Source organism: Streptomyces sp. NPDC059008 (genome assembly GCF_042749045.1).
In the GTDB taxonomy this organism is placed as follows: domain Bacteria; phylum Actinomycetota; class Actinomycetes; order Streptomycetales; family Streptomycetaceae; genus Streptomyces.
This window is the reverse complement of record NZ_JBHYJC010000013.1, coordinates 36,318-57,030: the sequence shown is the minus strand read 5'-3', so window position 1 is coordinate 57,030 and position 20,713 is coordinate 36,318. Positions and strand designations below refer to the sequence as shown.

The 20,713-nt window shown below is 72.4% G+C and carries 16 protein-coding genes; all 16 read right to left on the bottom strand.

Going from position 1 to position 20,713, the window contains the following annotated elements; genetic code table 11:
• From ACFWZH_RS17975 to asnB, 16 genes are read right to left on the bottom strand one after another with little or no spacing between them, the layout of a single operon-like run.
• Complete coding sequence (locus ACFWZH_RS17975) at positions 1-1,326, bottom strand: glutamate-1-semialdehyde 2,1-aminomutase (protein ID WP_384431386.1); 1,326 nt, start codon at positions 1,324-1,326, stop codon at positions 1-3.
• Positions 1,327-1,333: 7 nt separating this feature from the next.
• Complete coding sequence (rfbC, locus tag ACFWZH_RS17970; RefSeq protein WP_384431383.1) at positions 1,334-1,885, bottom strand: dTDP-4-dehydrorhamnose 3,5-epimerase; 552 nt, start codon at positions 1,883-1,885, stop codon at positions 1,334-1,336.
• A complete protein-coding gene (locus ACFWZH_RS17965; protein WP_384431380.1) occupies positions 1,882-3,189 on the bottom strand; it encodes a polysaccharide pyruvyl transferase family protein in 1,308 nt (435 codons plus the stop codon). Before ACFWZH_RS17965 ends, rfbC begins: the two co-directional genes overlap by 4 nt.
• Positions 3,186-4,151 (bottom strand): glycosyltransferase family 2 protein, encoded by a 966-nt coding sequence (locus ACFWZH_RS17960; protein WP_384431377.1) that lies wholly within the window; start codon positions 4,149-4,151, stop codon positions 3,186-3,188. The genes ACFWZH_RS17965 and ACFWZH_RS17960 overlap by 4 nt, the downstream gene beginning before the upstream one ends.
• On the bottom strand, positions 4,148-5,437 hold the full coding sequence (locus ACFWZH_RS17955; RefSeq protein WP_384431730.1) for a hypothetical protein: 1,290 nt from the start codon (positions 5,435-5,437) through the stop codon (positions 4,148-4,150). Before ACFWZH_RS17955 ends, ACFWZH_RS17960 begins: the two co-directional genes overlap by 4 nt.
• A 5-nt stretch (positions 5,438-5,442) precedes the next feature.
• Positions 5,443-6,717: a DUF4910 domain-containing protein gene (locus tag ACFWZH_RS17950; protein WP_384431374.1), complete on the bottom strand. Its 1,275-nt coding sequence runs from the start codon at positions 6,715-6,717 to the stop codon at positions 5,443-5,445.
• Positions 6,714-7,739 carry an NAD-dependent epimerase/dehydratase family protein gene (locus ACFWZH_RS17945; RefSeq protein WP_384431372.1) on the bottom strand — a complete coding sequence of 342 codons (1,026 nt, stop codon included), beginning with the start codon at positions 7,737-7,739 and terminating at the stop codon, positions 6,714-6,716. Before ACFWZH_RS17945 ends, ACFWZH_RS17950 begins: the two co-directional genes overlap by 4 nt.
• A 3-nt stretch (positions 7,740-7,742) precedes the next feature.
• Positions 7,743-8,405, bottom strand: a complete 663-nt coding sequence (locus ACFWZH_RS17940) for a PIG-L deacetylase family protein (protein WP_384431369.1) — start codon at positions 8,403-8,405, stop codon at positions 7,743-7,745.
• The gene (locus ACFWZH_RS17935; RefSeq protein WP_384431366.1) at positions 8,402-9,229 is read right to left on the bottom strand and encodes a glucose-1-phosphate cytidylyltransferase; all 828 of its coding nucleotides are present in this window, start codon (positions 9,227-9,229) and stop codon (positions 8,402-8,404) included. Before ACFWZH_RS17935 ends, ACFWZH_RS17940 begins: the two co-directional genes overlap by 4 nt.
• A complete protein-coding gene (locus ACFWZH_RS17930) occupies positions 9,226-10,470 on the bottom strand; it encodes a class I SAM-dependent methyltransferase (protein ID WP_384431363.1) in 1,245 nt (414 codons plus the stop codon). The genes ACFWZH_RS17935 and ACFWZH_RS17930 overlap by 4 nt, the downstream gene beginning before the upstream one ends.
• Positions 10,471-11,691, bottom strand: a complete 1,221-nt coding sequence (locus ACFWZH_RS17925; protein ID WP_384431360.1) for a glycosyltransferase — start codon at positions 11,689-11,691, stop codon at positions 10,471-10,473.
• A gap of 2 nt (positions 11,692-11,693) precedes the next feature.
• Entirely contained in the window at positions 11,694-13,025 is a 1,332-nt protein-coding gene (locus tag ACFWZH_RS17920; protein ID WP_384431727.1) for an O-antigen ligase domain-containing protein, read from the bottom strand.
• Position 13,026: 1 nt separating this feature from the next.
• Positions 13,027-14,553, bottom strand: a complete 1,527-nt coding sequence (locus tag ACFWZH_RS17915; protein ID WP_384431357.1) for a right-handed parallel beta-helix repeat-containing protein — start codon at positions 14,551-14,553, stop codon at positions 13,027-13,029.
• A gap of 9 nt (positions 14,554-14,562) precedes the next feature.
• Complete coding sequence (locus tag ACFWZH_RS17910) at positions 14,563-16,575, bottom strand: alginate lyase family protein (protein WP_384431354.1); 2,013 nt, start codon at positions 16,573-16,575, stop codon at positions 14,563-14,565.
• A complete protein-coding gene (locus tag ACFWZH_RS17905) occupies positions 16,572-18,761 on the bottom strand; it encodes a bi-domain-containing oxidoreductase (protein WP_384431351.1) in 2,190 nt (729 codons plus the stop codon). Before ACFWZH_RS17905 ends, ACFWZH_RS17910 begins: the two co-directional genes overlap by 4 nt.
• Before the next feature lie 17 nt (positions 18,762-18,778).
• Positions 18,779-20,713, bottom strand: coding sequence for an asparagine synthase (glutamine-hydrolyzing) (gene asnB / locus ACFWZH_RS17900; RefSeq protein WP_384431348.1), 1,935 nt, complete (start codon positions 20,711-20,713; stop codon positions 18,779-18,781).

The window sequence follows — 20,713 nt, the reverse complement described above, 5'->3', positions numbered from 1 at the left end:
TCACGCCAAGCGGCGGAAGACGGGCTTCACCGGTCGCCCGGCCAGCCAGGGGGTGGGGTCGGCGGCGTCCAGTGCCTTCCGGTACACCGCACACGCCTGGGCCACCACCTCGACGGTGCGGTCGATGTCGGCGTCGTCGAGCGCGCTGCTCACCACGAACGACGGGGCCAGCACTCCGCCCGCGAGGAGTCGGCGCAGGAACAGGGTGCGGTACTGCTGCGACGGCTGCCGGTTCTCGTCGAGGGTGGCGAAGACCAGGTTGCTGGCCCGGCCCCGGACGACGACGTGGTCGCCGACGCCCATGCCGGTCGCGGCGTCGCGGACACCGGCGGCCAGCCGCTCGCCGAGGGCGTGCAGCCGCGCGGTGACGCCCTCCTCGACGTAGGTGGTCTGCACGGCCATCGCGGCTGCCAGGGAGTGTGTTTCCGCGCCGTGCGTGGTGGACAGCAGGAAGACGCGTTCGCCGGAGTGGCGAAGACCGCCCCGCTCCATCAGTTCGCGGCGCCCGGCGAGCGCGGAGACGGCGAAGCCGTTGCCCAGCGCCTTGCCGAACGTGGAGAGGTCGGGGACGACGCCGTACAGGCCCTGGGCGCCCGCCTCGGACCAGCGGAAGCCGGTGATCATCTCGTCGAAGACCAGTACGCAGCCGTGCCGGTCGGCCAGCTCGCGCAGGCCGGCGAGGTATCCGGGCGGGGGCTCGGTGTGGGTGGCGGGTTCGAGGATCAGGCAGGCGATCTCGTCCTGGTGGCGGGTGAGCAGGTCCTCGGTGGCGGCCAGGTCTCCGTACGGGAAGGAGACCGTGAGTTCGGTGGTCGCCGTCGGGATGCCTGCGGACAGCGGTGTCGTGCCGATGAACCAGTCGTCGACGGAGAAGAACGGGTGGTCCCCGCAGAGGGCCACCCGCGGGCGCCCGGTGACGGCGCGGGCGAGGCGCACCGCGGCGGTGGTGGCGTCGGAGCCGTTCTTCGCGAACTTCACCATCTCGGCGGTCGGCACCGTGGCCAGGAAGCGCTCCGCGGCCTCGGCCTCCACGATGGACGGCCGGACGAAGTTGCTGCCGCGGTCGAGTTCCCGCCGCACCGCCTCGATCACGCGTGGGTGGGCGTGGCCGAGGCTGACCGACCGCAGGCCGGAGCCGTACTCGATGTAGCGGTTGCCGTCGATGTCCCACACGTGGGCGCCGCGGCCGTGGCTGATGACCGGGGCCAGGTCCTCGGGGTACTGGTCGTCGCCCTTGGCGTAGGTGTGCGCGCCCCCGGGGATCAGGGCGTGCAGCCGCTCGTTCGCCGTCCGCGACCGGGGCAGGCTGAACTCTTCGGTTTCCACGCTGACTTCAGCTCTCCTTCTGCTTCAGGACCTCGGCGAGGCTCGGTGCCTCCCGGTCCCGCTGGGACATGAGGGTGGGCGGGAGCGGCCAGGGGATGGCGAGTTCAGGGTCGTCGAAGGCGATCGTCACGTCCTCGGACGGATCGTGCGGGCGGTCGATCCGGTACGAGGTGTCGGCGGTCTCGGTCAGCGCCTGGAAGCCGTGCGCGCATCCCGCCGGGATGTACAGGGTTGTCTGTGTCTCGCCGGACAGTTCGAAGGAGGCCATGTTGCGGTAGGTCGGTGAGTCGGGGCGCAGGTCGACGACGACGTCGAAGATCCGCCCGTACGAGCAGCGCACCAGCTTGGCCTCGCCGGCGCCGGAGCGCAGGTGCAGGCCGCGCAGCACGCCCCGGGCCGAGCGGGACACGCTGTCCTGGATGAAGGTGTCCGGGTCGAGGCCCACCGAGCGGACCACGTCGGCGTCGAAGGTGCGGCAGAAGAAGCCGCGCTCGTCGGCGTACGGGGTCGGCTCGAACAGGTACGCGCCGGAGATCTCCGGGACCGCGATCGCTTTCATGAACTCTCCTGCCGAGCTTGGGCATTGGCGGTGATGTCGGCGCTGGCGTCGGTATTGGTGTTGACGTTCGCGTTGGCGCCGGCTTTGGTCTTGGCGTTGGTGGTCGGTGGGAACAACGCCGTGGTCAAGGCCGTGAACTGGTCGTCGAGTTGTCGGGCCGCGGCCCGGTTCCGCTCGGTGAGGGTCTGCCGCAGCTCCGCCGATCGCTTCTCCAGCGCCCGGAACTGCTCAAGGAGCCGGTCGGCGTCGACTTCGCGGGCCGGATGGCAGTACGCGGCAAGGCCCATCCGGTCCATGAGGGCGTCGCTCTTCGCCGCGTAGGTGAGGGCGAGCGTCGGAGTTCCGGTCTTCAGCGCGCAGACCAGGTTGTGATAGCGGGTCGCCACCACGGTGTCGGCGGCCGCCGTCTCCTTCATCAGGTCGGCCAGTGAGGACGTCTCGGCCGCGGTGACCAGCGGTGAGTCCACCGCGTCGAGGATCGCGGCGACCACCGGCGCGTCGCACGTGTCGCCGGTGAGCAGCCGGACCGGCCTGCCGTCCTCGACCAGCGTGCGGACGAAGCGGGTCGTCCCGTCGAGGTAGCGCCGGTGGATCTCCTCGGCCCGGGCGCGGTCGTCGTTGCCGCCGTGGAAGGCCATGACTCCGACGCAGACCGGGCCGCCCGGGGGACCCGAGGGCGGGCTCGCCGGCGGCGTCGGCAGGGCGAAGGCGAGGTCCGGGTAGACCTCGTCGCGCGCGGTGTCCACGCCCATCGCCCGCATCGCGTCGCGGGACAGGGCGTCCCGGTACGACCGGTACGCGGCCAGCCGGGCCGACCAGCGCACCAGGACGCGGGTGGGGCGGTTGCCGATCTCGGCGGCGCCGACGCTGACCAGCGCGACCCGGGTGCGCAGCAGCCGACCGCTCGCGCAGAGCAGGAACAGCGCGTACGGGAAGCCCCACGGCCGCAGCGGCAGTGTGGCCTCCAGGACGCCCATGCCCGGCACGATCACCACGTCGTGCCGGCGCACCCAGGCGGCGGTGCGCACGGCGTCGACGAGTTTGCCCAGCCCCTTCGCCGCGATCGCGCCCGCGCGTGACGCGGTCCGGTACTCCGCGCGGTTCCAGTGCAGCCGCGTGGCGGGGATCCCGTACCGGGCCGCGACGACGTCGGGCCCGCCGCACAGCGCGTCCACGACCGCTTCCGGGTGCTCGGCGCGGAGGTAGCCGAGCACGGCCTCCAGCGACCCGTCGTTGCCGAGGTTGCCGGAGCCGAGCAGGCCGAAGACCCCGACGCGCACCGGGGTTTCGTCCGCGGACGTCATGTCTGCCTCCCTGTACGACCCTCACGTCCGGCGACGAGGTCGTCGACGGAGAGGCTGAGCAGTCCCGGGTCGACCGGTGCGCGGTCCTCGACCCGCTCCCCCGCGCCCGGCCGGGCCCGACTCGTCATCCACGTGAGCAGGTGCCGGTAGCACGCGCGCCGGTCGGCCGCGGAGAGCGGCGCCCGCTGAATGGCCGAGGCGAAGCCCCAGACGTACTCGGCGAGCAGCCGGGGCGTCGGGTGCAGCGGGCCGGCCCGGCGCGGGTCCAGGTTGACGCACCGGGAGCGCTTGGAAGGGTTCGCGCGTTCGGCGCGGGTGGGGTGGTCGCGGCGGAAGTACAGCAGCTCCGGCACCTGGTGGAAGGGCCCCTGGAGGACGAGCTGGGCGACGAACGTGCGGTCCGCGTGGTGGTAGCTGTCGTGCGGCTTCACCCGGCGCAGCACGTCGGCGCGCATCACCCCGTAGAAGTCGTCGCCGCCGGGCTCGAACAGGAAGCTGCGGAAGCGCTCCGGCGCGTGCGGCGAGGCGGTGGCGAGACCGTACGCGTACGGGACCTTCACCTGCCCTGCGCCGTCGATGACCGCCTGGTCGGAGTGCGCGAGGACCACGTCCGGCCGCTCGTCCAGCGCCTCCACGCAAGTCCGCAGCAGGTCCCGGGCGTAGAGGTCGTCGTGCGAGGCCCACTTGAACAGCTCGCCGCGGCACCGGGTGAACACGTAGTTGTGGTTCGGTGCGGCGCCGATGTTGCGGGGCAGCCGGAGGTAGCGGATGCGCGAGTCCTGCGCGGCGTACTTGCGGCAGATGTCCTCGGTCCCGTCGGCCGAGGCGTTGTCGGTGATGACCAGCTCGAAGTCCTCGTAGGTCTGGCCGAGCAGGGCGTCGAGCGACTCGGCCAGGTACTCCTCGCCGTTGTACACGGGCAGGCCGATGCTCAGCCGGGGAGGGCGGGGATGGTCGGTCATGACGTCCTCACTTCAGGAATGGGTTCTTTCAGACGCTGGCGCAGGGCGGACCGCAACTGGAGCCACCACACGGCCGAGCCGACCAGGGTCGCGGTGGCGATCCCCCAGGCCGAGCCGACCGGGCCGGCCAGGGCCGCCCCGCCGAGGCCGCCCGCGACGTAGCAGGCGGAGGCGAACAGCTGGCTGCGCAGGCTGCGCCGGGCCGCGGCGAGCGCGCGCAGCCCCGCCGCCGCGCCGGTGCCGAGGCCGGCGCCCGCGACGCCGAGGGTGACCGGCACGATGAGCTGTGCGGCGGAGTGCCAGACGTCGCCGAGCACGAGCTCGCCGAGCCGGTCCGGGATCAGCAGCAGCGCCCCGCCCCAGAGCAGCGCGGCGACGGCCTGCCCGCCGCCCAGCAGGAGGCAGAACGTGCCGAGGCGGTGCGGGTCCCGCCGCAGCACCCGCGCCGCCTCCGCGACCGTGACCAGCGACAGCCCCATCAGCACGGCGAGGAACGGGCCGAGCAGGAGCTCGGCGCCCCGGACCGCACCCACCGCACCGACCCCGGCGATCGCGCCGAGCCCGTACGCACGCAGCTGGCTCGCGCCGCTGAGGCTGACGTTCTCGACCAGGTACCGGTAGCCGAGGTCGCGTTGTTCGCGCAGCCACGCGCGTGCCCGGGCCGTCCGGGGCAGGATGCCGGACTGGACGTAGCCGTACCCCGCGGCCACCGTGGCGGACGCGCCCCAGGCGAGCACGAAGGCGGCCACGCTGCCCACGCGGGCCGCCACCACCATGGCCGGGACGAGCGCGACGCCCCAGACGACGTCGTTCACGAACGCCTTCCGCCCGGCGCCGGCGGCGAAGAACGCGTACCGCCAGGCGTCCTGGAGCAACAGCCCCGGCAACATGACACCGAGACAGGCGAACGCGGGCCCCACGCGCCCGCCGAGCGCGAGGCCGACCACCAGGCACGCCGCGCCGATGGCGGCTCCGAGGCCGAGCGCGGTACCCGACGACCGGGCCACCGCCCCGCGCCAGGACGCGTCCGACACGCCGCTGAAGCGCACCACGAGCGGATCGGTGGCAAGCCCCCGGGAGACGTTGAGCACCACGCCGTACGTCACCCAGGCGAGGCTGAACACGCCGAACGCGGTCACCCCCAGCGAGCGCGCGACATAGATCCCCACCGCGAAGTTGCTGATGCTGGAGGCCGCCTGGTCGGCCAGCCCCCAGGACAGCCGGCCGACGAAGGCGCGCCGGACGGATCCGGCCGGCGCCGTCGTCTTCTCCCCCTCGATGGCCATCGGCGTCATGCCTTGATCAGCCCGGCGCCGTGCAGGGCGTCGGCCGCGGCGGCGACGGTGTCGAACGGCAGGCCGGACCGCTCGGCGACGTCCAGCAGACCGTGCTCGCCGTCGGAGAGGTTGAGCACCCAGAGCATGGCCATCTGGGCCTGCTGGGTGTCGCTGCGGCCGCCGAGCGCGTCGTACAACCCGCGCCGGCCCAGCTGCGGTTCGCCGTAGGGGCTGAGGTTGACGTACCGCCGGTTGCGGTCCAGGACGGCGAAGGCCTCGCGGCAGACGGCGAGGGTGTCCGCCATCGCCTCCGGGGAGACGAAGTCCGGGTTGTCCGCCGAGGTGTGGTACTCGGGGTAGCCGGCGTAGGGGGTCCGGGTGAGCGAGCCCACGCCGAGGTCGAACCCGGGCGAGCAGTACTGCCGCTCGTCGTAGCCGTACGGAGTGAACTCGGCGATGCGGTGCGGGCGTTCGGTGGCGGTCAGCACATGCCGCAGCACCCGGTCGATCTCCGCGTCGCCGCGTCTGCTCTGCTTGTACGTCAACTGGCCCCGGTCGCCGGCGCAGGCCAGCACCAGACCGTGCTTGACCTGGTCGATCCGCTCCGCGTTGCGGGCCAGCCAGGTGATCGCGCCGATGGTGCCGGGTGCGTAGACGAACCGGTAGGTGTAGTACGGCGTCGTCTCCGCCAGCGCGCGGGCCAGGAAGGTCGCCACCGCGATGCCGGCCAGGTTGTCGTTGGCCAGCGACGGGTGGCAGACGTGGCAGGAGACGATCACCTCGTCCGGGACCTGCCCGGGGATCACGTGCTCGGCGTAGGTGAGGTGGCCGTCTTCGAGCGTGGAGTCGATGCGCACCTCGTACGCGCCGTCCGGTAGCGCGTCCAAGGTCTCCTGGGCCAGGCAGAACCCCCATTCCGGCTTGTAGTAGCTGGTGCGGTACGGCACCCACGTCGGGTGGTCCGGAAGGGTGTGCAGGTGCCCGCGGAGCTCGGACAGCGGCATGGTGGCCGACACCGGCACGCTGTAGCCGAGCACGTGCAGGCTGGACGCGGCGAAGTCGACGACCCGGTGGCCGGTGGGGTCGGCGATGTACGCGTCGCGGATGTTCCACTCCTGCGGCACCGTCCAGTCGAGCACCTGCGTCCCGGTCGGCACCTCGTGCACCTGCAGCGGGAGGTACTCGCCGACGATCTCCAGGGTGGCGCGCACACCGTCGCCGGTGATGCTCCGGCAGAGCGGGTACAGCCGCTCCACCAGCGCGTGCATCTCCTCGCCGGTCGCGGTCATCGGCGCCGCCGCAGGGTGTCGTCGACGGCGCCGGCGTCGGACGCCGCGCGCAGCACGGCGAGGCGAGTGAAGCGTCGCTCGAAGTCCTCCCGGGTCAGGTCGAACTTCCGGTAGGCGTCGGCGAGTTCGAGCGCGCCCTGCTTCACAGTCCACGCGCAGTCGAAGCCGGGGATCGCGGCGCGGAACCGGGAGAAGTCCACCCGGTAGGACCGCGGATCGGCACCGGTCTCCCCCGTGATCACCACCTTCGCGCCGGACACCGCCTCGGCGACCTGTTCGGCGATCTCGGCGACCGTGACGTTGTTGATCTCGCTGCCGATGTTGAACGCCCGGTCGTGCACCGCGTCCCGCGGCGCGGTCAGCGCGGCCGTGAAGGCCCGCGCGATGTCGGCGGCGTGCACCAGCGGGCGCCAGGGCGTGCCGTCGGAGAGCACCAGCACCTCGCCGGACAGGAGCGCGTGGCCCACCAGGTTGTTCAGCACGATGTCGGCGCGCAGCCGGGGCGAGTAGCCGAAGGCGGTGGCGTTGCGCAGGAACACCGGGGTGAAGTCGCCGTCGGCTAGCGCGTGCAGGTCGTCCTCGACCCGCACCTTGGACTCCGCGTACGGCGTCACCGGGCGCAGCGGGGCGTCCTCGGTCACCAGGTCGTCACCGCCTGCGGCGCCGTAGACGGAGCAGGTCGAGGCGTACAGGAAGCGCCGTGCTCCGGCGTCGCGGGCCAGCCGGGCCAGCCGTACGGAGGCGTGGTGGTTGATGTCGTAGGTGAGTTCCGGCGCCAGCGATCCCAGTGGGTCGTTGGACAGCGCGGCCAGGTGGATCACGGCGTCCACCCCGGCCACGTGCTCGGCCGTGACGTCGCGCAGGTCCACCCGGTGCCCGGACGGGTCCGCGGGCGGCTCGCCCAGCACGCAGTCGGCGAACAGGCCGGCGTCGAGGCCGACGACCTCGTGCCCGGCGGCCTTGAGGGCCGGGGCCATCACGGTGCCCAGGTAGCCCTGGTGTCCGGTCAGCAGTACGCGCAATGTTCAGTCCCCCACAGTGAAAGTGCCCAGGTTGAGCATGAGTTTGGTGACGGCGAACGCCTCGGCGTAGCGGGCGTGGCATTCGATACCGCGGATCCGGGCAAGGCCGAGGAAGGCCTCCCGGCCGTACCAGGGCCGGTGCCGCTGCGAGGGGTAGTGCTCCTGCAGCAGCCGCACCTTCTGTTCGGCGGTCTCGGGCGTCAGCGGCTGGTAGGCCGACGGGCGGCCGAGATCGCCGTCCCACTTGACGATCTCGTAGCCGAGGACGAGGTGGTCGCGGAACGCGGTGGGCAGCAGCTGCGCCAGGCCGCGGTGGTCCTGGTGCGCGTCGTCGGTGCGCGGGGCCAGGATCAGGTCCGGCTCGGTCCGCTCGCGCAGCTCCTCGACCGCTGCCTTGGCCTCCTCCCAGTGCGCGGGTATCCGCCCGTCCGGCAGCTTGAGCACGGTCAGCCGCAGGTCGGCGCCCGGGCAGAAGGCGGCGAGCGCGGCCTGCTCCTCCTGCTCCCGGTCGCTGCCGCCGCCGGAGAGCACCAGCGCGTCGACGCGGATACCCGGCCGCGCGCGGCACAGCGTCAGCAGCGTGCCGCCGGCGCCGATGGCGATGTCGTCGCAGTGCGCGCCCACCGCGACGATCCGGTCCAGGGGCCCGGCCCCGAGCCGGATCACGCGCCCGCTCCGACGCCGTGCCTGCTGCCGGTCGCGTGCGCCCCCGCGCCGTCCCGTTCCCACACGGCCCACGGGCGGTCGCCCCGGGCGTAGGCGTCGTCGAGCGCGGCCCGCTCCTTCACGGTGTCGGTCGGCTTCCAGAAGCCGCGGTGCTGATGCGCCACCAGCCGCCCGCGCTTGGCCAGTTGGGCACATCCGTCGGCGACCAGGTCCCCGTTCTCCGGTATGTGGTCGAAGACCTCCTGGCGGAGCACGAAGTAGCCGCCGTTCTCCCACAGCGGCAGTTCGCTCACCGCGGTGATGCCCCCCACCAGGCCGTCCTCGCCCAGCTCCACGCAGTGGAAGGAGGACTGCGGCGGTACCACCATCATCGACGCGCCGGCGTCACGCGCGGCGAACCGGTCGATCATCTCCGGCAGCGGGGCGTCGGTGAGCACGTCGGCGTAGTTGGCGAGGAACATCTCGTCGCCGTCCAGGTGGTGGCGCACCCGGCGCAGCCGCTCACCGATCGGTGACTCGATGCCGGTCTGCGCGAACGTGATCGTCCAGTCGGCGATGTCGGTGGACAGCAGCTCGGTCCTGCCGCCCCGCAGCACGAAGTCGTTGGACGTCGTCTCCTCGTAGGTGAGGAAGAAGTTCTTGATGTGGTGGGCCCCGTAGCCGAGGCACAGGATGAACTCCGTGTGCCCGAAGTGCGCGTAGTAGCGCATGACGTGCCAGATCAGCGGCCTGGGGCCGACCATCGCCATCGGCTTGGGCACATCGTCCGCGGCACCGCTGCGCATCCGCATCCCGTAACCGCCGCAGAACAGGACGACCTTCATCGCTCTACCTCGACAATGCTCAGTTCCGGGATGGGGAAGACCAGGCGGCCGCCCCAGTCGTGGACGAAGGAAAGCTGCTCGACCAGTTCGGTCCGCAGGTTCCACGGGAGGACAAGGACGTAGTCCGGTTTGTCGGCGGCGATCTGCTCGGGCGGCAGGATCGGGATGCGGGTGCCCGGGGTGAACCTGCCGTGCTTGTAGGGGTTGCGGTCGACCGTGTACGCGAGCAGGTCGGGCCGGATGCCGCAGTGGTTGAGCAGGGTGTTGCCCTTGCCCGGGGCGCCGTAGCCGACGACCGTCTCGCCGCGCTCGGCCGCTGTGACGAGGAACGTGAGGAGGTCCCGGCGCACCTTGGCCACCCGGGCGGAGAACTCGGTGTACCCGGACAGCTCCTGGAGCCCGGCGGCCTTCTCGCGGGCCAGCACGTCGGCCACCCTCTGGGACGGTTCACCGGCCGCCTCGGCCGGTCGGGCCCACAGCCGGATGGAGCCGCCGTGCGTGGGCAGCAACTCGACGTCCACGAGGGCGAGTCCGCCGCTCGCCAGGGCGCGGATCGCGGACGCGACCGTGTAGTACTGGAAGTGCTCGTGGTAGATCGTGTCGTACTGGTTCTCCTCGATGAGGGTCAGCAGGTGCTGCACCTCGATGGAGACCCAGCCGTCGTCGGCCACCAGGGCGCGCAGCCCCTGGGTGAACCCGACCACGTCGGGGATGTGCGCGTACACGTTGTTGGCCACGACCAGGTCCGCCGGGCCGTGCTCGGCGCGGACGGCCGAGCCGGTGTCCGGGGAGAGGAACTCCGTGAGCGTGGGCACACCCGCTTCCCGTGCCGCGGCGCCGACGTTCACCGACGGCTCGATGCCCAGGCAGCGGATCCCCCGGTCCACCACGTGCTTCAGCAAGTACCCGTCGTTGCTCGCGACCTCGACGACGAAGGCCTCGGAGCCGTCGGTGCCGAGACCCACCCGCTCTACGGCGTCGGCGACGAACGTGCGCGCATGCTCCACCCAGGAGGTCGAGTACGAGGAGAAGTACGCGTACTCCTTGAACGTCTCCTCCGGAGTGATCAGCGGCGGGATCTGCGCGAGCCAGCAGTCGGTGCAGACCCGCAGGTGCAGCGGGTACGCGGGCTCCGGCTCGTCCAGTTGGTCCGCGGCGAGAAAGCTCTCGCAGGGTGGTGTCGCCCCCAGATCGACGACGCTCGCCAGCGTCGCCGAGCCGCAGAGTCGGCAACTTGTCATTTACTGCCCCCCATTGATTCGGTCCCCGATTGATTCCGTCCGCCCCGCGATCGCGGTGCGGTACCCCTCCACCAGGCGCTCCAGCCCGACCTCCGGGCTGAAGCCCTGCTCGTAGCGGCGGCGGGCCGCCCGGCCCATCTCCCGGTTGCGGGCCGGCTCGGCCGCGATCCGGCGTAGGCAGGACGCGAGCGAGGCGGGCTCGCCCGGTTGGTGCAGCAGCCCGGTCACCCCGTCCTCGACGAGTTCGACGAAGGCGCCGTGACCGGCGGCGACGGTCGGGACCCCCGCCGCCATCGCCTCCACGACCACCAGGCCGAACGCCTCCAGCCACGTCGAGGGAGCCACCACGGCGACCGACCGCGCGACGGCCCGACGGCATTCCTCCGCGTCGTACAGGCCGACGTAGCGCACGTCGTCCCGGCCCGCCGCCCACGCGGTCACCTCCCGCTCCAGCGGCCCCGCGCCCGCGAGCACGAGCGGCACGCCCACACCGCCGCCCGCCGCGATCTCGTCCCAGGCGGCCATGAGCAGCCGCACGCCCTTGGCCTCCGCGAGCCGGCCGAGATAGAGCAGATGCTCGCCGGCGCCCGTTCGGCGGGCGTCCGGGTCGGGCACGAAGTTGTGCTTCACCGCCAGCCGCTCGGCCGGCATGCCGGCCCCCACCAGGACGTCGCGCTGCGCCGCGGAGATGCAGAAGAACCGCGCCACGCCGGACCACCAGCGCCGCCGGTTGACCGACAGGCTGACCGCGAGCGGCACCGTCGCCAGCCGGGAGCTCCGGTAGCAGCCGTGCCGGACGGCGGGCAGCGGCGCCGAGCCGACGCACTCGGTGCACGGCCGGCCGTCCCGCTGCAGCGTGCCGGGCGGGCAGACCTGGGTGTAGTTGTGCAGCGTGGCGACGGCGGGCACACCGGCGTCGGCGCAGGCCGCCAAGACCGCGGGCGACAGGAGCGGGAAGACGTTGTGGACGTGGACCACGTCCGGCCGTTCGCTGCGCAGCCGGGCGCCCAGCTCCTTGCGGACCGCGGGGTTCCACGGCACCAGCAGCGGTACGGCGACCTTGCCCGGCAGGGACCGGGCGGCGATGTCGTCGCTGCGCCGCTCGAACACCTCGACCCGGTGGCCGGCCCCGCGCAGCAGCGCCACCTCCTGGTCGACGACCTTGTTCTCCCCGCTCGGCTGCGCCGAGGCGTAGCGGTTGTGCACCACGAGGACGTGCATGCTCAGGTCACCTCCGATTTCCGGGCCCATCGCGGGATGCGTCGTCGGGGGACCTCGGGTGTCGAGAGTCGAGGGACCTCGGGCGTCGCACGGGGCGTGGCCGCGGCGGGTGCCGCCAACAGCGAGGCGGCCACGGCCAGATGCAGCAGATACGGCGAGGCGTCGCCCAGCCCGGCCTCGGTGTACGACGCGATCGCGCAGTAGCTGATCAGGAAGATCGCGCAGGCCCTCGGCAGCGACGGTGGCCGCAGCAACGCGACACCGCCGAGGACGATGATGATCGCCGCCACCAGGGCGACGCCGGTCAGCCCCTGCTCCTGGTAGACGGCCAGCCAGCTGTTGTCGATCGGCAGCCCGCCGAAGGACTTGTCGCCCAGACCCACGCCGAACAGCTGCTCCGCGACCGTCCGGGGGGCTGCCAGCAGGGCGTCCCAGACCTTTTGCCGACCGGTGAGGCTGGTCAGGTACTCCTGGCTCTGTCCGCGCAGGAACCACGCCCGTAGCGCGGAGCCGAACCCCACCGCGGCCACCGCGGCGCACAGCACCGCCCAGACGAAGAAACGGCGGGCGGCGGCGCTGGTCAGGACGAGCGAGCCGATCGCCAACGCCAACCCGATGAGCAGGCCGAGCGTGGCCGTCCGGGTATGGGTCAACGTGAGCAGGACGAGGGACGGCACGATGATCACCGCCGCGCCGGCCCTGTCGGCCCGGCGGCCCAGTACGAGAAGCACGGTGAGCCCGATGATCACCGCGGCGTACTGTCCGATCTGCGGCGGGGTGAGCGGCCACAACGCGCCGACCAGCCGCCCGCCGTAGAGCTCGGGCATGGCCGCGCCCGGTGAGACGACCGCGCCGGCGGCGACCGACCCGAGCACCGCGAAGTACATCCGGATGTGGTGCCGGACGAACGTCGGGCTGCCGTCCCACCAGCGGCTGAGCAGCCACAGCGTGCCGACGAAGAGCGCCAGCCGGGCGCAGCGGAACAGCGCGCCGAACCCGGACGTCAGGTGCACGCTGGAGAGCACGCTCGGCACCAGCAGCAGGGTGAGCAGGAACACGAAGGCGCTGGCCCGGATGCGCAGCCGGGGATTGAGCGCGAGCGCCAGTGCGAACGCGGCGGCCAGCGCGCCCATCGTGACCAACTGGATGAGGGAGCGGGGCAGCGGGATGATGGTCTTCGCCCCGGCGGAGCCGAGCGTGTTGAGGACCAGCAACCCCCAGACGATCCCGACGATCTTCGGTGTGCCGGCAGGGCGCGGTTCGGCGCCGGGCTGCGTGCCCGCCGTCGTGTCCGGTCCGCCCGGCAGCCCCCCGCGGCGCAGGTCCCCGCCCATCTCAACCACCGGCCCGTGGGTCGAGGGTGCTGCCCGCGTCCTGCTGGTAGGGCGTGCCCCGCCACTGCCCGAAGTCGAGCACCCGGCTCGGGTCGTGGGCGACGAACGTCCAGGGTCCGAGGTAGACGTTGTCGTGCCAGCGGTTGTGCTGCTCGTGGGTGATCGCCTCGGCCACCCGCTCGCCCTGGTACGGCGACCAGTCCGGATAGGTGCCGTAGTTGGCCAGCACCGCCATGCGGTCGCACTTGACCGTGCACTCGACGACGGACTTGTCCAGTACGAAGCGGTTGCCGTGGATGTCCACCCGCTGGGTCTTCCACCGGCAGTCGGCGTAGAGCGGCGCGGTGGCGATCGCCGGCCGCGCGCAGCGGTCGGAGTGCCGTGCCAGCAACGTGCAGTCACCTGACGAGGTGTTGGCCGGACTGTTGCAGAACCGGTCGGCGTTCTCCCACAGGGTGATCCCGGACCAGTTGTTCTCCAGCACGTTCCGGTAGATCTCGATCTTGTCCGTGCGGGCGCGGATCCGTGGTTCGCCGCCGGCCTCGGACAGGTAGACGGTCGCGAACGGGAAGCTGTCGCCGCGGTCGGCCGCCTTGCGGCCCTCGACCCAGTTGTTCCGCCGGATGGTGTTCTTCCGGACGACCGCGTTGTAGCTGGTCTCGTAGATCAGCGCGGCACCGTCGTTGGCCTCCAGCACGTTGTCCTCGATGCGGAAGTCGTTGTTGTTGGTGTCCGCCCACAACCCGGCTCCACGGTTGTCGTGCACCCAGTTGCCGCGTACGTCGGCGCCGTTGACGGCCCAGAACTTCACGCCCGCGGTGCAGCCGCAGCCCGGCCGCCGCCGCTCCCAGTCATCGGTGTTGTTGGCCACGATCTCGTTGCCCTCGACCACCAGGTCACTGAGGGGGTCGCCGGCCTTGTACGCGTTCATTCCGTACTGTCCGTTGCCGCGCAGGCAGCTGGCGCGGACCCGCTGGCGGGCCCCGGCCATCAGCCCGGCACCGGAGTTGTGCTGGATCGTCGCGTGCTCGATCACCCATCCGTAGGCCGAGTCATGGTTGACCACGCCCTCGTTGTGCGGTGCGACGAAACGCTGCACGGTCAGGTAGCGGATGGTGACGTCGCGGGCGGTACCGCCGAACGCGTACTGGTTGGTCTTCCGGCCGTCGAGCACCGCGCCCGGCGCGCCCAGGTAGCGGTCCCCCTTCTTGGGGATGACCTGGGAGTAGCGGTCCGGGTCGAGCCGGTGCCTGCCCGGTCGAAGCCAGAACGTGGTGTTCGGGGGGCTGCTCTTGGTCTTCGTAGCCAGGTCACCGACCACCGCGGGGTCGACCGTCACCGCGCCCGCCGGCGCCTTCGCAGGACCGGCCGCGGGCTTGGCGCACACCCGGGCCACGGACCGGGCCACGGACGTGGAGGGTGCGACGGTCGGCTCCGCCGCCGGGGTGCCCGGCGCGTTCACACAGCCGGTCGCCAGCAGGGCCAGCGCCGCCACCGGTAACGCCCAGTGCCGTCTCTTGATCACCACGCGTCCTCCCTAGCCGCGGAACCTGAGTACGGTGGTGAACCCCTGCGCGCCGTCGGCGCTGTGCTGTCCGAGGAGGGCGGTGCCGACCAGCGTGGTGGTGGGTTCCTTGCGCCCGAAGCCGGCGGAGTACCAGCCCAGGATGGGGTATCCCCTGCTCGAAGAGCTTGGGGAAGGGTCGCTCTCGCCGCGATGCGCCCGCCAGGACAGCTCCCCGGGCAGGTCGAGCACCGCGGAGCGGTCCTCGCCGTCCCGGGTCCAGGTGAGCGCCGCCCGGTTCCCCACCAGCTCCGCGGCGATCGCCGGGCCGAGGTGGAACGCCAGGCGCACGGCCCGGCGCGGGCCGCGCACCTCGTCGACGACCCGCAGCTCCCGGCTCGCGGCGGTCAGCTCCACCCGGCGGCGGTGCACGGAGCCCTGGTAGCCGTCGTGCTCGGCACACCAGCGGGCCGTCCCCTCGCCGGACGTCTCCGCGACCAGGACGCGGCTGCGGGCATGCCGGGTCCACAGGAACGGGCCGCCGGAGACGGACTGGTCGACGCCGTCCAGTTGCAGGGTGTTGTGGCCGAGCGTCGACCGGAAGTACTGCCGCCACTCGGGCTGACCGTGGTAGCAGTACGTCCCCGGGTCGGCGAGCACGTCGACCCCGTCGTGCCGGACCTCCACGGACAGCGCGTCCGCGTGGGCGTGCGCGGCGATGGACAGGAAGCCGTGCGGACCGCCGTCGCAGCGGCACCAGATCTCCCCCGTCCCTTCCGGACCACGCAGGATGGTCATCCCCGCGTCGGCGAAATGGGCCGGTCGGCTCGCCGGTCGGGTCACGGCCGGTGCGGTGGTGTCCTTCGCGTACGGCCGGATGAGCGCGGCGAGGAGCGGGGTGCGCACATCGGTGCCACCCGTCGCGGGCCACCAGTCGAGCCGGCCGAACACGGCGTCCCCGGTGGCCAGCAGCGAGGCCCAGCGGTCGGTGCCCGCGCCGTCCACGACCAGACCGTGCCCGTCGTCCGCGTCCCCCTGGCGCGGCGGCCGCAGGTGGCCGTCCACGACGGCCGCGAGCGCGTCGGTCATCCGCAGCAGCACCAGCCGGACCGACGCGGGTACCGGCACACCGGCGGTGTCCGCCTCGGCCACCGCGGCCAGGCCGAGCTCCAGCACCAGTCCGTGGTACTCGGTGGCCAGCTCGCGGTTGAGGCCGGAGCCGAAGGTGTTGCCGCGCAGATGCCGCTCCAGCGACCGCAGCGCGTCGGCCCGCCAGCGCGCCGAGGAGGGGAACCAGTCGAACGCGCAGGCCGCGGCGAACTGCCCGGCGGCCTCGGCGATGACGTGGTTGTTCGCCGAGGACCCCCGGCTGGGGAAGGCGGCGAGCCAGCGCTGGTGGTGCCAGATCTGGTTCCGCGCCACCGGGTTGCCCTCGAACAGCCCGGCCGCGCCCGGCCAGTCGTCGAGCAGCCGACGGATCCACACCCAGGACAACAGCCGGATCCCCAGCTCGATGCCGCTGATCCAGTGCACTCCGCGCAGCGGCGCGTTGGCCGCCCACCACAACCGCAGGTGCTCGGCCACGCGCTCGGCGTACCGCTCGTCCCCGGTGATCGCGTAGGCGGCGGCGAGCTGGGTGAGGTACTGATGCCGGGACGGCTCCCAGATCTGCTTGATGTCCCCCACCGCGTCCTCGCTGCGGTACGGCACGTCGAAGGCGTAGCCCCACGGGGCCCGGCGCCCGGTCTTCGGGTCGTACCACCAGTCCGGGTCGACCAGGTCGTCGCGGACCACCCCGAAGTACTCGGCGTGCCCGGCCATCAGGCGGTCGGCCTCGGCGAGGAGACGCTTCGCGGCGTCCGGTGGCACCGCGTCGACCGTTCCGGCCGGCAGTGCCGCGGTGAACCGTGCGCCGGTCACCCTCGGGCAGTCCGGCAGCGCCGACCGCCACCGCCGTCTGCGCACCGCGTCGCCCGCCCGGCCCGCGACCTCCCGCGGTCCCATCCGGGACAGCCGCCGCAGGTACCAGCCCGCGTTCATGGTCATCGCGTCCTCGCCAACGTCACCGGCGCGCCGCCGGCCAGGCCGGCCTGCACGGCGAGGGTGGCTGCCGTGGTGGCGACCAGGGACGAAAGCGGCACCGGCATCGGCCCGCCGGTCCGTACGGCCTTGATGAACGCGGCCAGTTCGGCGTTCTGGCCCTTGTCCCGGGCCTTGGGCAGCCGCGAACTGACCCACCGCTTGTGGCTGTACACCGAGGCGCGGACGAAGTCGTCGAGGCGCAGCACCTTGCCGTCCGCGACCAGGTCCAGCGTCTCCTTGGGGAAGCCGGGCGCGCCGGTGGTGACGTAGCTGAGGGTGGCGGTGGACCCGTCCGGGTAACGCAGGACGATCTGCAGGTCCTCGTTGCCGGCCGTGGCGACCGCGTACACCGAGACCGGGTCGGCATCGAGCAGCCAGCTCGCCGTGTCGATGAAGTGCCCGCCCTCGCCGGCGAACCGCGAGCCCTCGGTGCCCTGTTGGAGGTACCAGCTACCGTGCTGCAACCGGCCCGCGTTGACCAGGTAGCGCAGGCTCGCCGGACCGGTCCGGGCGCCGAACCGCTTCCTGGCCTCCTGCAGCAGCGGCGCGAACCGGCGGTTGAAGCCCACCTGCAGCCGGTCGTTGCCGGACTCCTCCACCGCGGCGAGCACACCGGCCAGCTCGTCCTCGGTGAGGGCCAGGGGCTTCTCCACGAACACCGCCTTGCCGGCGAGCAGCGCCTTGCGGGTCAGGTCGGCGTGCGAGCTGTGCCGGGTGACGACGAACACCGCGTCGACGGACTCGTCGCCGAGCACGGCGTCGAGGTCGGTGGTCGCCTCGGCGAAGCCGAACTTCCGCTGCGCGTTGGCCGCGGACAGCGCCGTCGTGGTGACGACGGTCGACAACTCGACGCCGTCGCGCCGGGCCAGGTGCGGCAGCAGCATCGACGTCGCGTAGTTCCCCGCGCCGACGAAGGCGAGGCGCACCGGCGTCTTGGCGGCCCGGGCCGGGGTGGGCGCCGCAGCACTGGGTCGCTTCACCGCGGGCACGGCCACCGCCGGGGCCTGCGCTTCCCCCGCCTCCGCGTGTGCGGGGTAGCGGAACAGTACGGCCACTGCCTTCAACTCGCCGTCCTTCAAGCGCCGGTAGGTCTCGACGGCGTCGTCGAAGTCGGCGATGTGGGACACCAGGGGCTCCACGTCGACGCGGCCGCGGGCGGCGAGGTCGAGGAAGCACGCCAGGTTGCGGCGCTCGGTCCAGCGCACGTAGCCGATCGGGTAGTCCCGCCCTTCGAGCTCGTACTCCGGGTCGTAGCGCCCGGGGCCGTAACTGCGGGAGAACCGGACGTCGAGCTCCTTCTCGTAGTACGCGTTCCACGGCAGGTCCAGGCGGCACTTGCCGATGTCGACGACCCGGCCGCGGTCCCGGCAGAGCCGGGCGGCCAGCTCGACGGGCTGGTTGCTGCCGCCGCCCGCGGCCAGGTACACCTGGTCCACGCCGTGACCGCCGGTGAGTTCGGCGACGGCGGCCTCCACGGCCGTGGACGCCGGATCGCCGCAGGCCGCGGCGCCCAGGCGCTCCGCCAGTTCGCAGCGCGTCGGGTCGGGGTCGGCCCCGACGACGCGGACCCCCGAGGCGGCGAGGAGCTGCACCACCAGCTGCCCGATCAGCCCGAGGCCGATGACCAGCGCCACGTCGCCGAGTTGCGGCTCGCCGCGGCGGACGCCCTGCATCGCGATCGACCCGACGGTGCCGAAGGCCGCGTGCCGCGGCGCGAGGCCGTCGGGGACGGGGGCGTAGAGGTTCTTCGGCACCCAGTTCAGCTCGGCGTGCAGCGCGTGCTCGTTGCCGGCGCAGGCCACGAGGTCGCCGACCTTCACGTCGTCGATGCCGGAGCCGACCTGCTCGACCACCCCGCACAGCGAGTAGCCCAGCGGCGTGTAGGAGTCCAGCTTGCCCATCACCTTGCGGTAGGTGGCGGGCAGCCCGTTGGTGGCCACGCTCTGCATGACCTTGGCCACCTGGTCCGGCCGGGAGCGGGCCTTGCCCAGCATCGACATGCCGGCCTCGGACACCTTCATCAGCTCGGTCCCGGTGGAGATCAGCGAGTAGGCGCTGCGGACCAGCACACCGCCCGCCTTGCACCCCGGCGCCGGTACGTCGAGCACCGCCAGCTCGCCGCTCTTGTAGTTCTGCACAACCTGTTTCACCCGAAGTCCCCTTGTTTCTACGCCGTCACGTGAGCGTTCTGGCCGGACCCGGAGGTCGCGCCGCGATACCAGTACTCGAGGGTCAGCACATGCCACAGATGCTTGGAGAAGTCCCGCTGCCCGGCGGCGTCCTCGGCGACCATGCGCACCAGCGCGTCGCGGCGCAGGAGCCCGGAGCCCACGAGCACGCCGTCGTTGACCACCTCGCGCACCAGCGGTGCCAGATCCCGGCTCATCCAGGCCCGCAGTGGGGCGCTGAACAGGCCCTTGGGCCGGTACACGATCTCCCGGGGCAGGATCGAGGTGGCCGCCTCCTTGAGGACGGCCTTGCCCTGCCGTCCGACGATCTTGCGGTCACCGGGCACGGCGAACGCCGCCTTCACCACCTCGACGTCCACGTACGGCACCCGCACCTCGGTCGACGCGGCCATGCTGGAGCGGTCCGTGTACGTGAGGTTCAGGCCCGGCAGGAACATCCGGGCGTCTCCCAGGCACATGCGGTTGACGAAGTCGTCGAGGTCGTTGTCCTGGTAGACGTCGGCGTGCTCGGTCAGCACGTCCTCGACCGTCCCGGCCAGGTCCGGATCGACCAGGGCGAGCAGCTCGTCCTGGTCGTACATGGTGTAGCTGCGGCGGAACGCGGTCTCCTCCGGCAGCTCGGCGAAGGAGAGGAACCGCTTGGCGAAGCGCACCGACCGGTACCCCCGGCGGGCCGTGGCGACCGGCAGCCGGTCCACGGCCGCGGACACCCCGCGCCGCAGGGGCCGCGGGACGCGCTGGTAGCGCAGCGCGAGCAGGTTGGCCAGGTGCTTGCGGTACCCGGCGAACAGCTCGTCGGCGCCCATCCCCGAGAGCATCACCTTCACCCCGGCCTCCCGGGCGGCCGAGCAGATCAGATACGTGTTGATCGCGGCGGGGTCGCCGATCGGCTCGTCCAGGTGGTACGTCATCTGCGGCAGCAGGTCGAGCACGTTCGGGGCGATCTCGATCTCCCGCAGGTCGACGCCGAACCGCTCGGCCACCTGCCGGGCGTAGCGCAGGTCGTCCGGCATCGCCTCGAACTTCGCGTCCTCGGCGCGGAATCCGATCGTGTACGCGGAGATACCGGGCTGGTGGCGGGCCGCGAGCGCGGTCAGGTAGCTGGAGTCCAGCCCGCCGGAGAGGAAGGTCGCCACGGGTACGTCGGAGAGCAGGTGCCGCCGGGTCGACTCCTCGACGATGGCGGCCAGGTCCGGCCGCTCGCCGCCGCGGGCCCGCTCCCGGCCCTCGGCGGCGACGTCCTTGAGGTTCCAGTAACTGCCGCGCTCCACCCGGCCGTCGGGCCGGCACCGCAGCCAGCTCCCGGGCGGCAGCTTCTCCGCTTCGCGGTACGCGCACCGCGAGTCCGGCACCCAGTAGTACAGCAGCGAGGCCACCAGCGCCGCATGGTCCACCTCCAGCGTCCCGCCGGTGGCGGCGGCGAGCGCCTTGAGCTCGGAGGCGAACACCAGGCCCTCGCCGCGCCGGAGCAGGAACAGCGGCTTGACGCCCAACTGGTCGCGGGCCAGGACCAGTTCACCGGTCCGCTCGTCGAAGATCCCGAACGCGAACATGCCGCGCAGCCGGGGCAGGCAGTCCGTGCCCCAGCGCCGCCAGGCCTCCAGCAGCACCTCGGTGTCGGAGGTGCCGCGGAAGCGCACCCCGGCGGCCGCCAGTTCGGCACGCAGCTCGGGCGCGTTGTACAGCTCGCCGTTGTACGTCAGGGCGAGGCCGCCCGAGACCATCGGCTGGGCGCCGGTCCCGGACAGGTCGATGATGGCCAGCCTCCGGTGCCCGAGGTGCACTTCGCCGTCACCGGCGGGGTGGCCGTACCGGCCCGCCCCGTCCGGACCGCGGTGGGCGAGGGTGTCGGTGAGCCGGTCGGTCACGACCTTCCCGTCCGGCCACCGGTAGGTGCCTGCGATGCCACACAC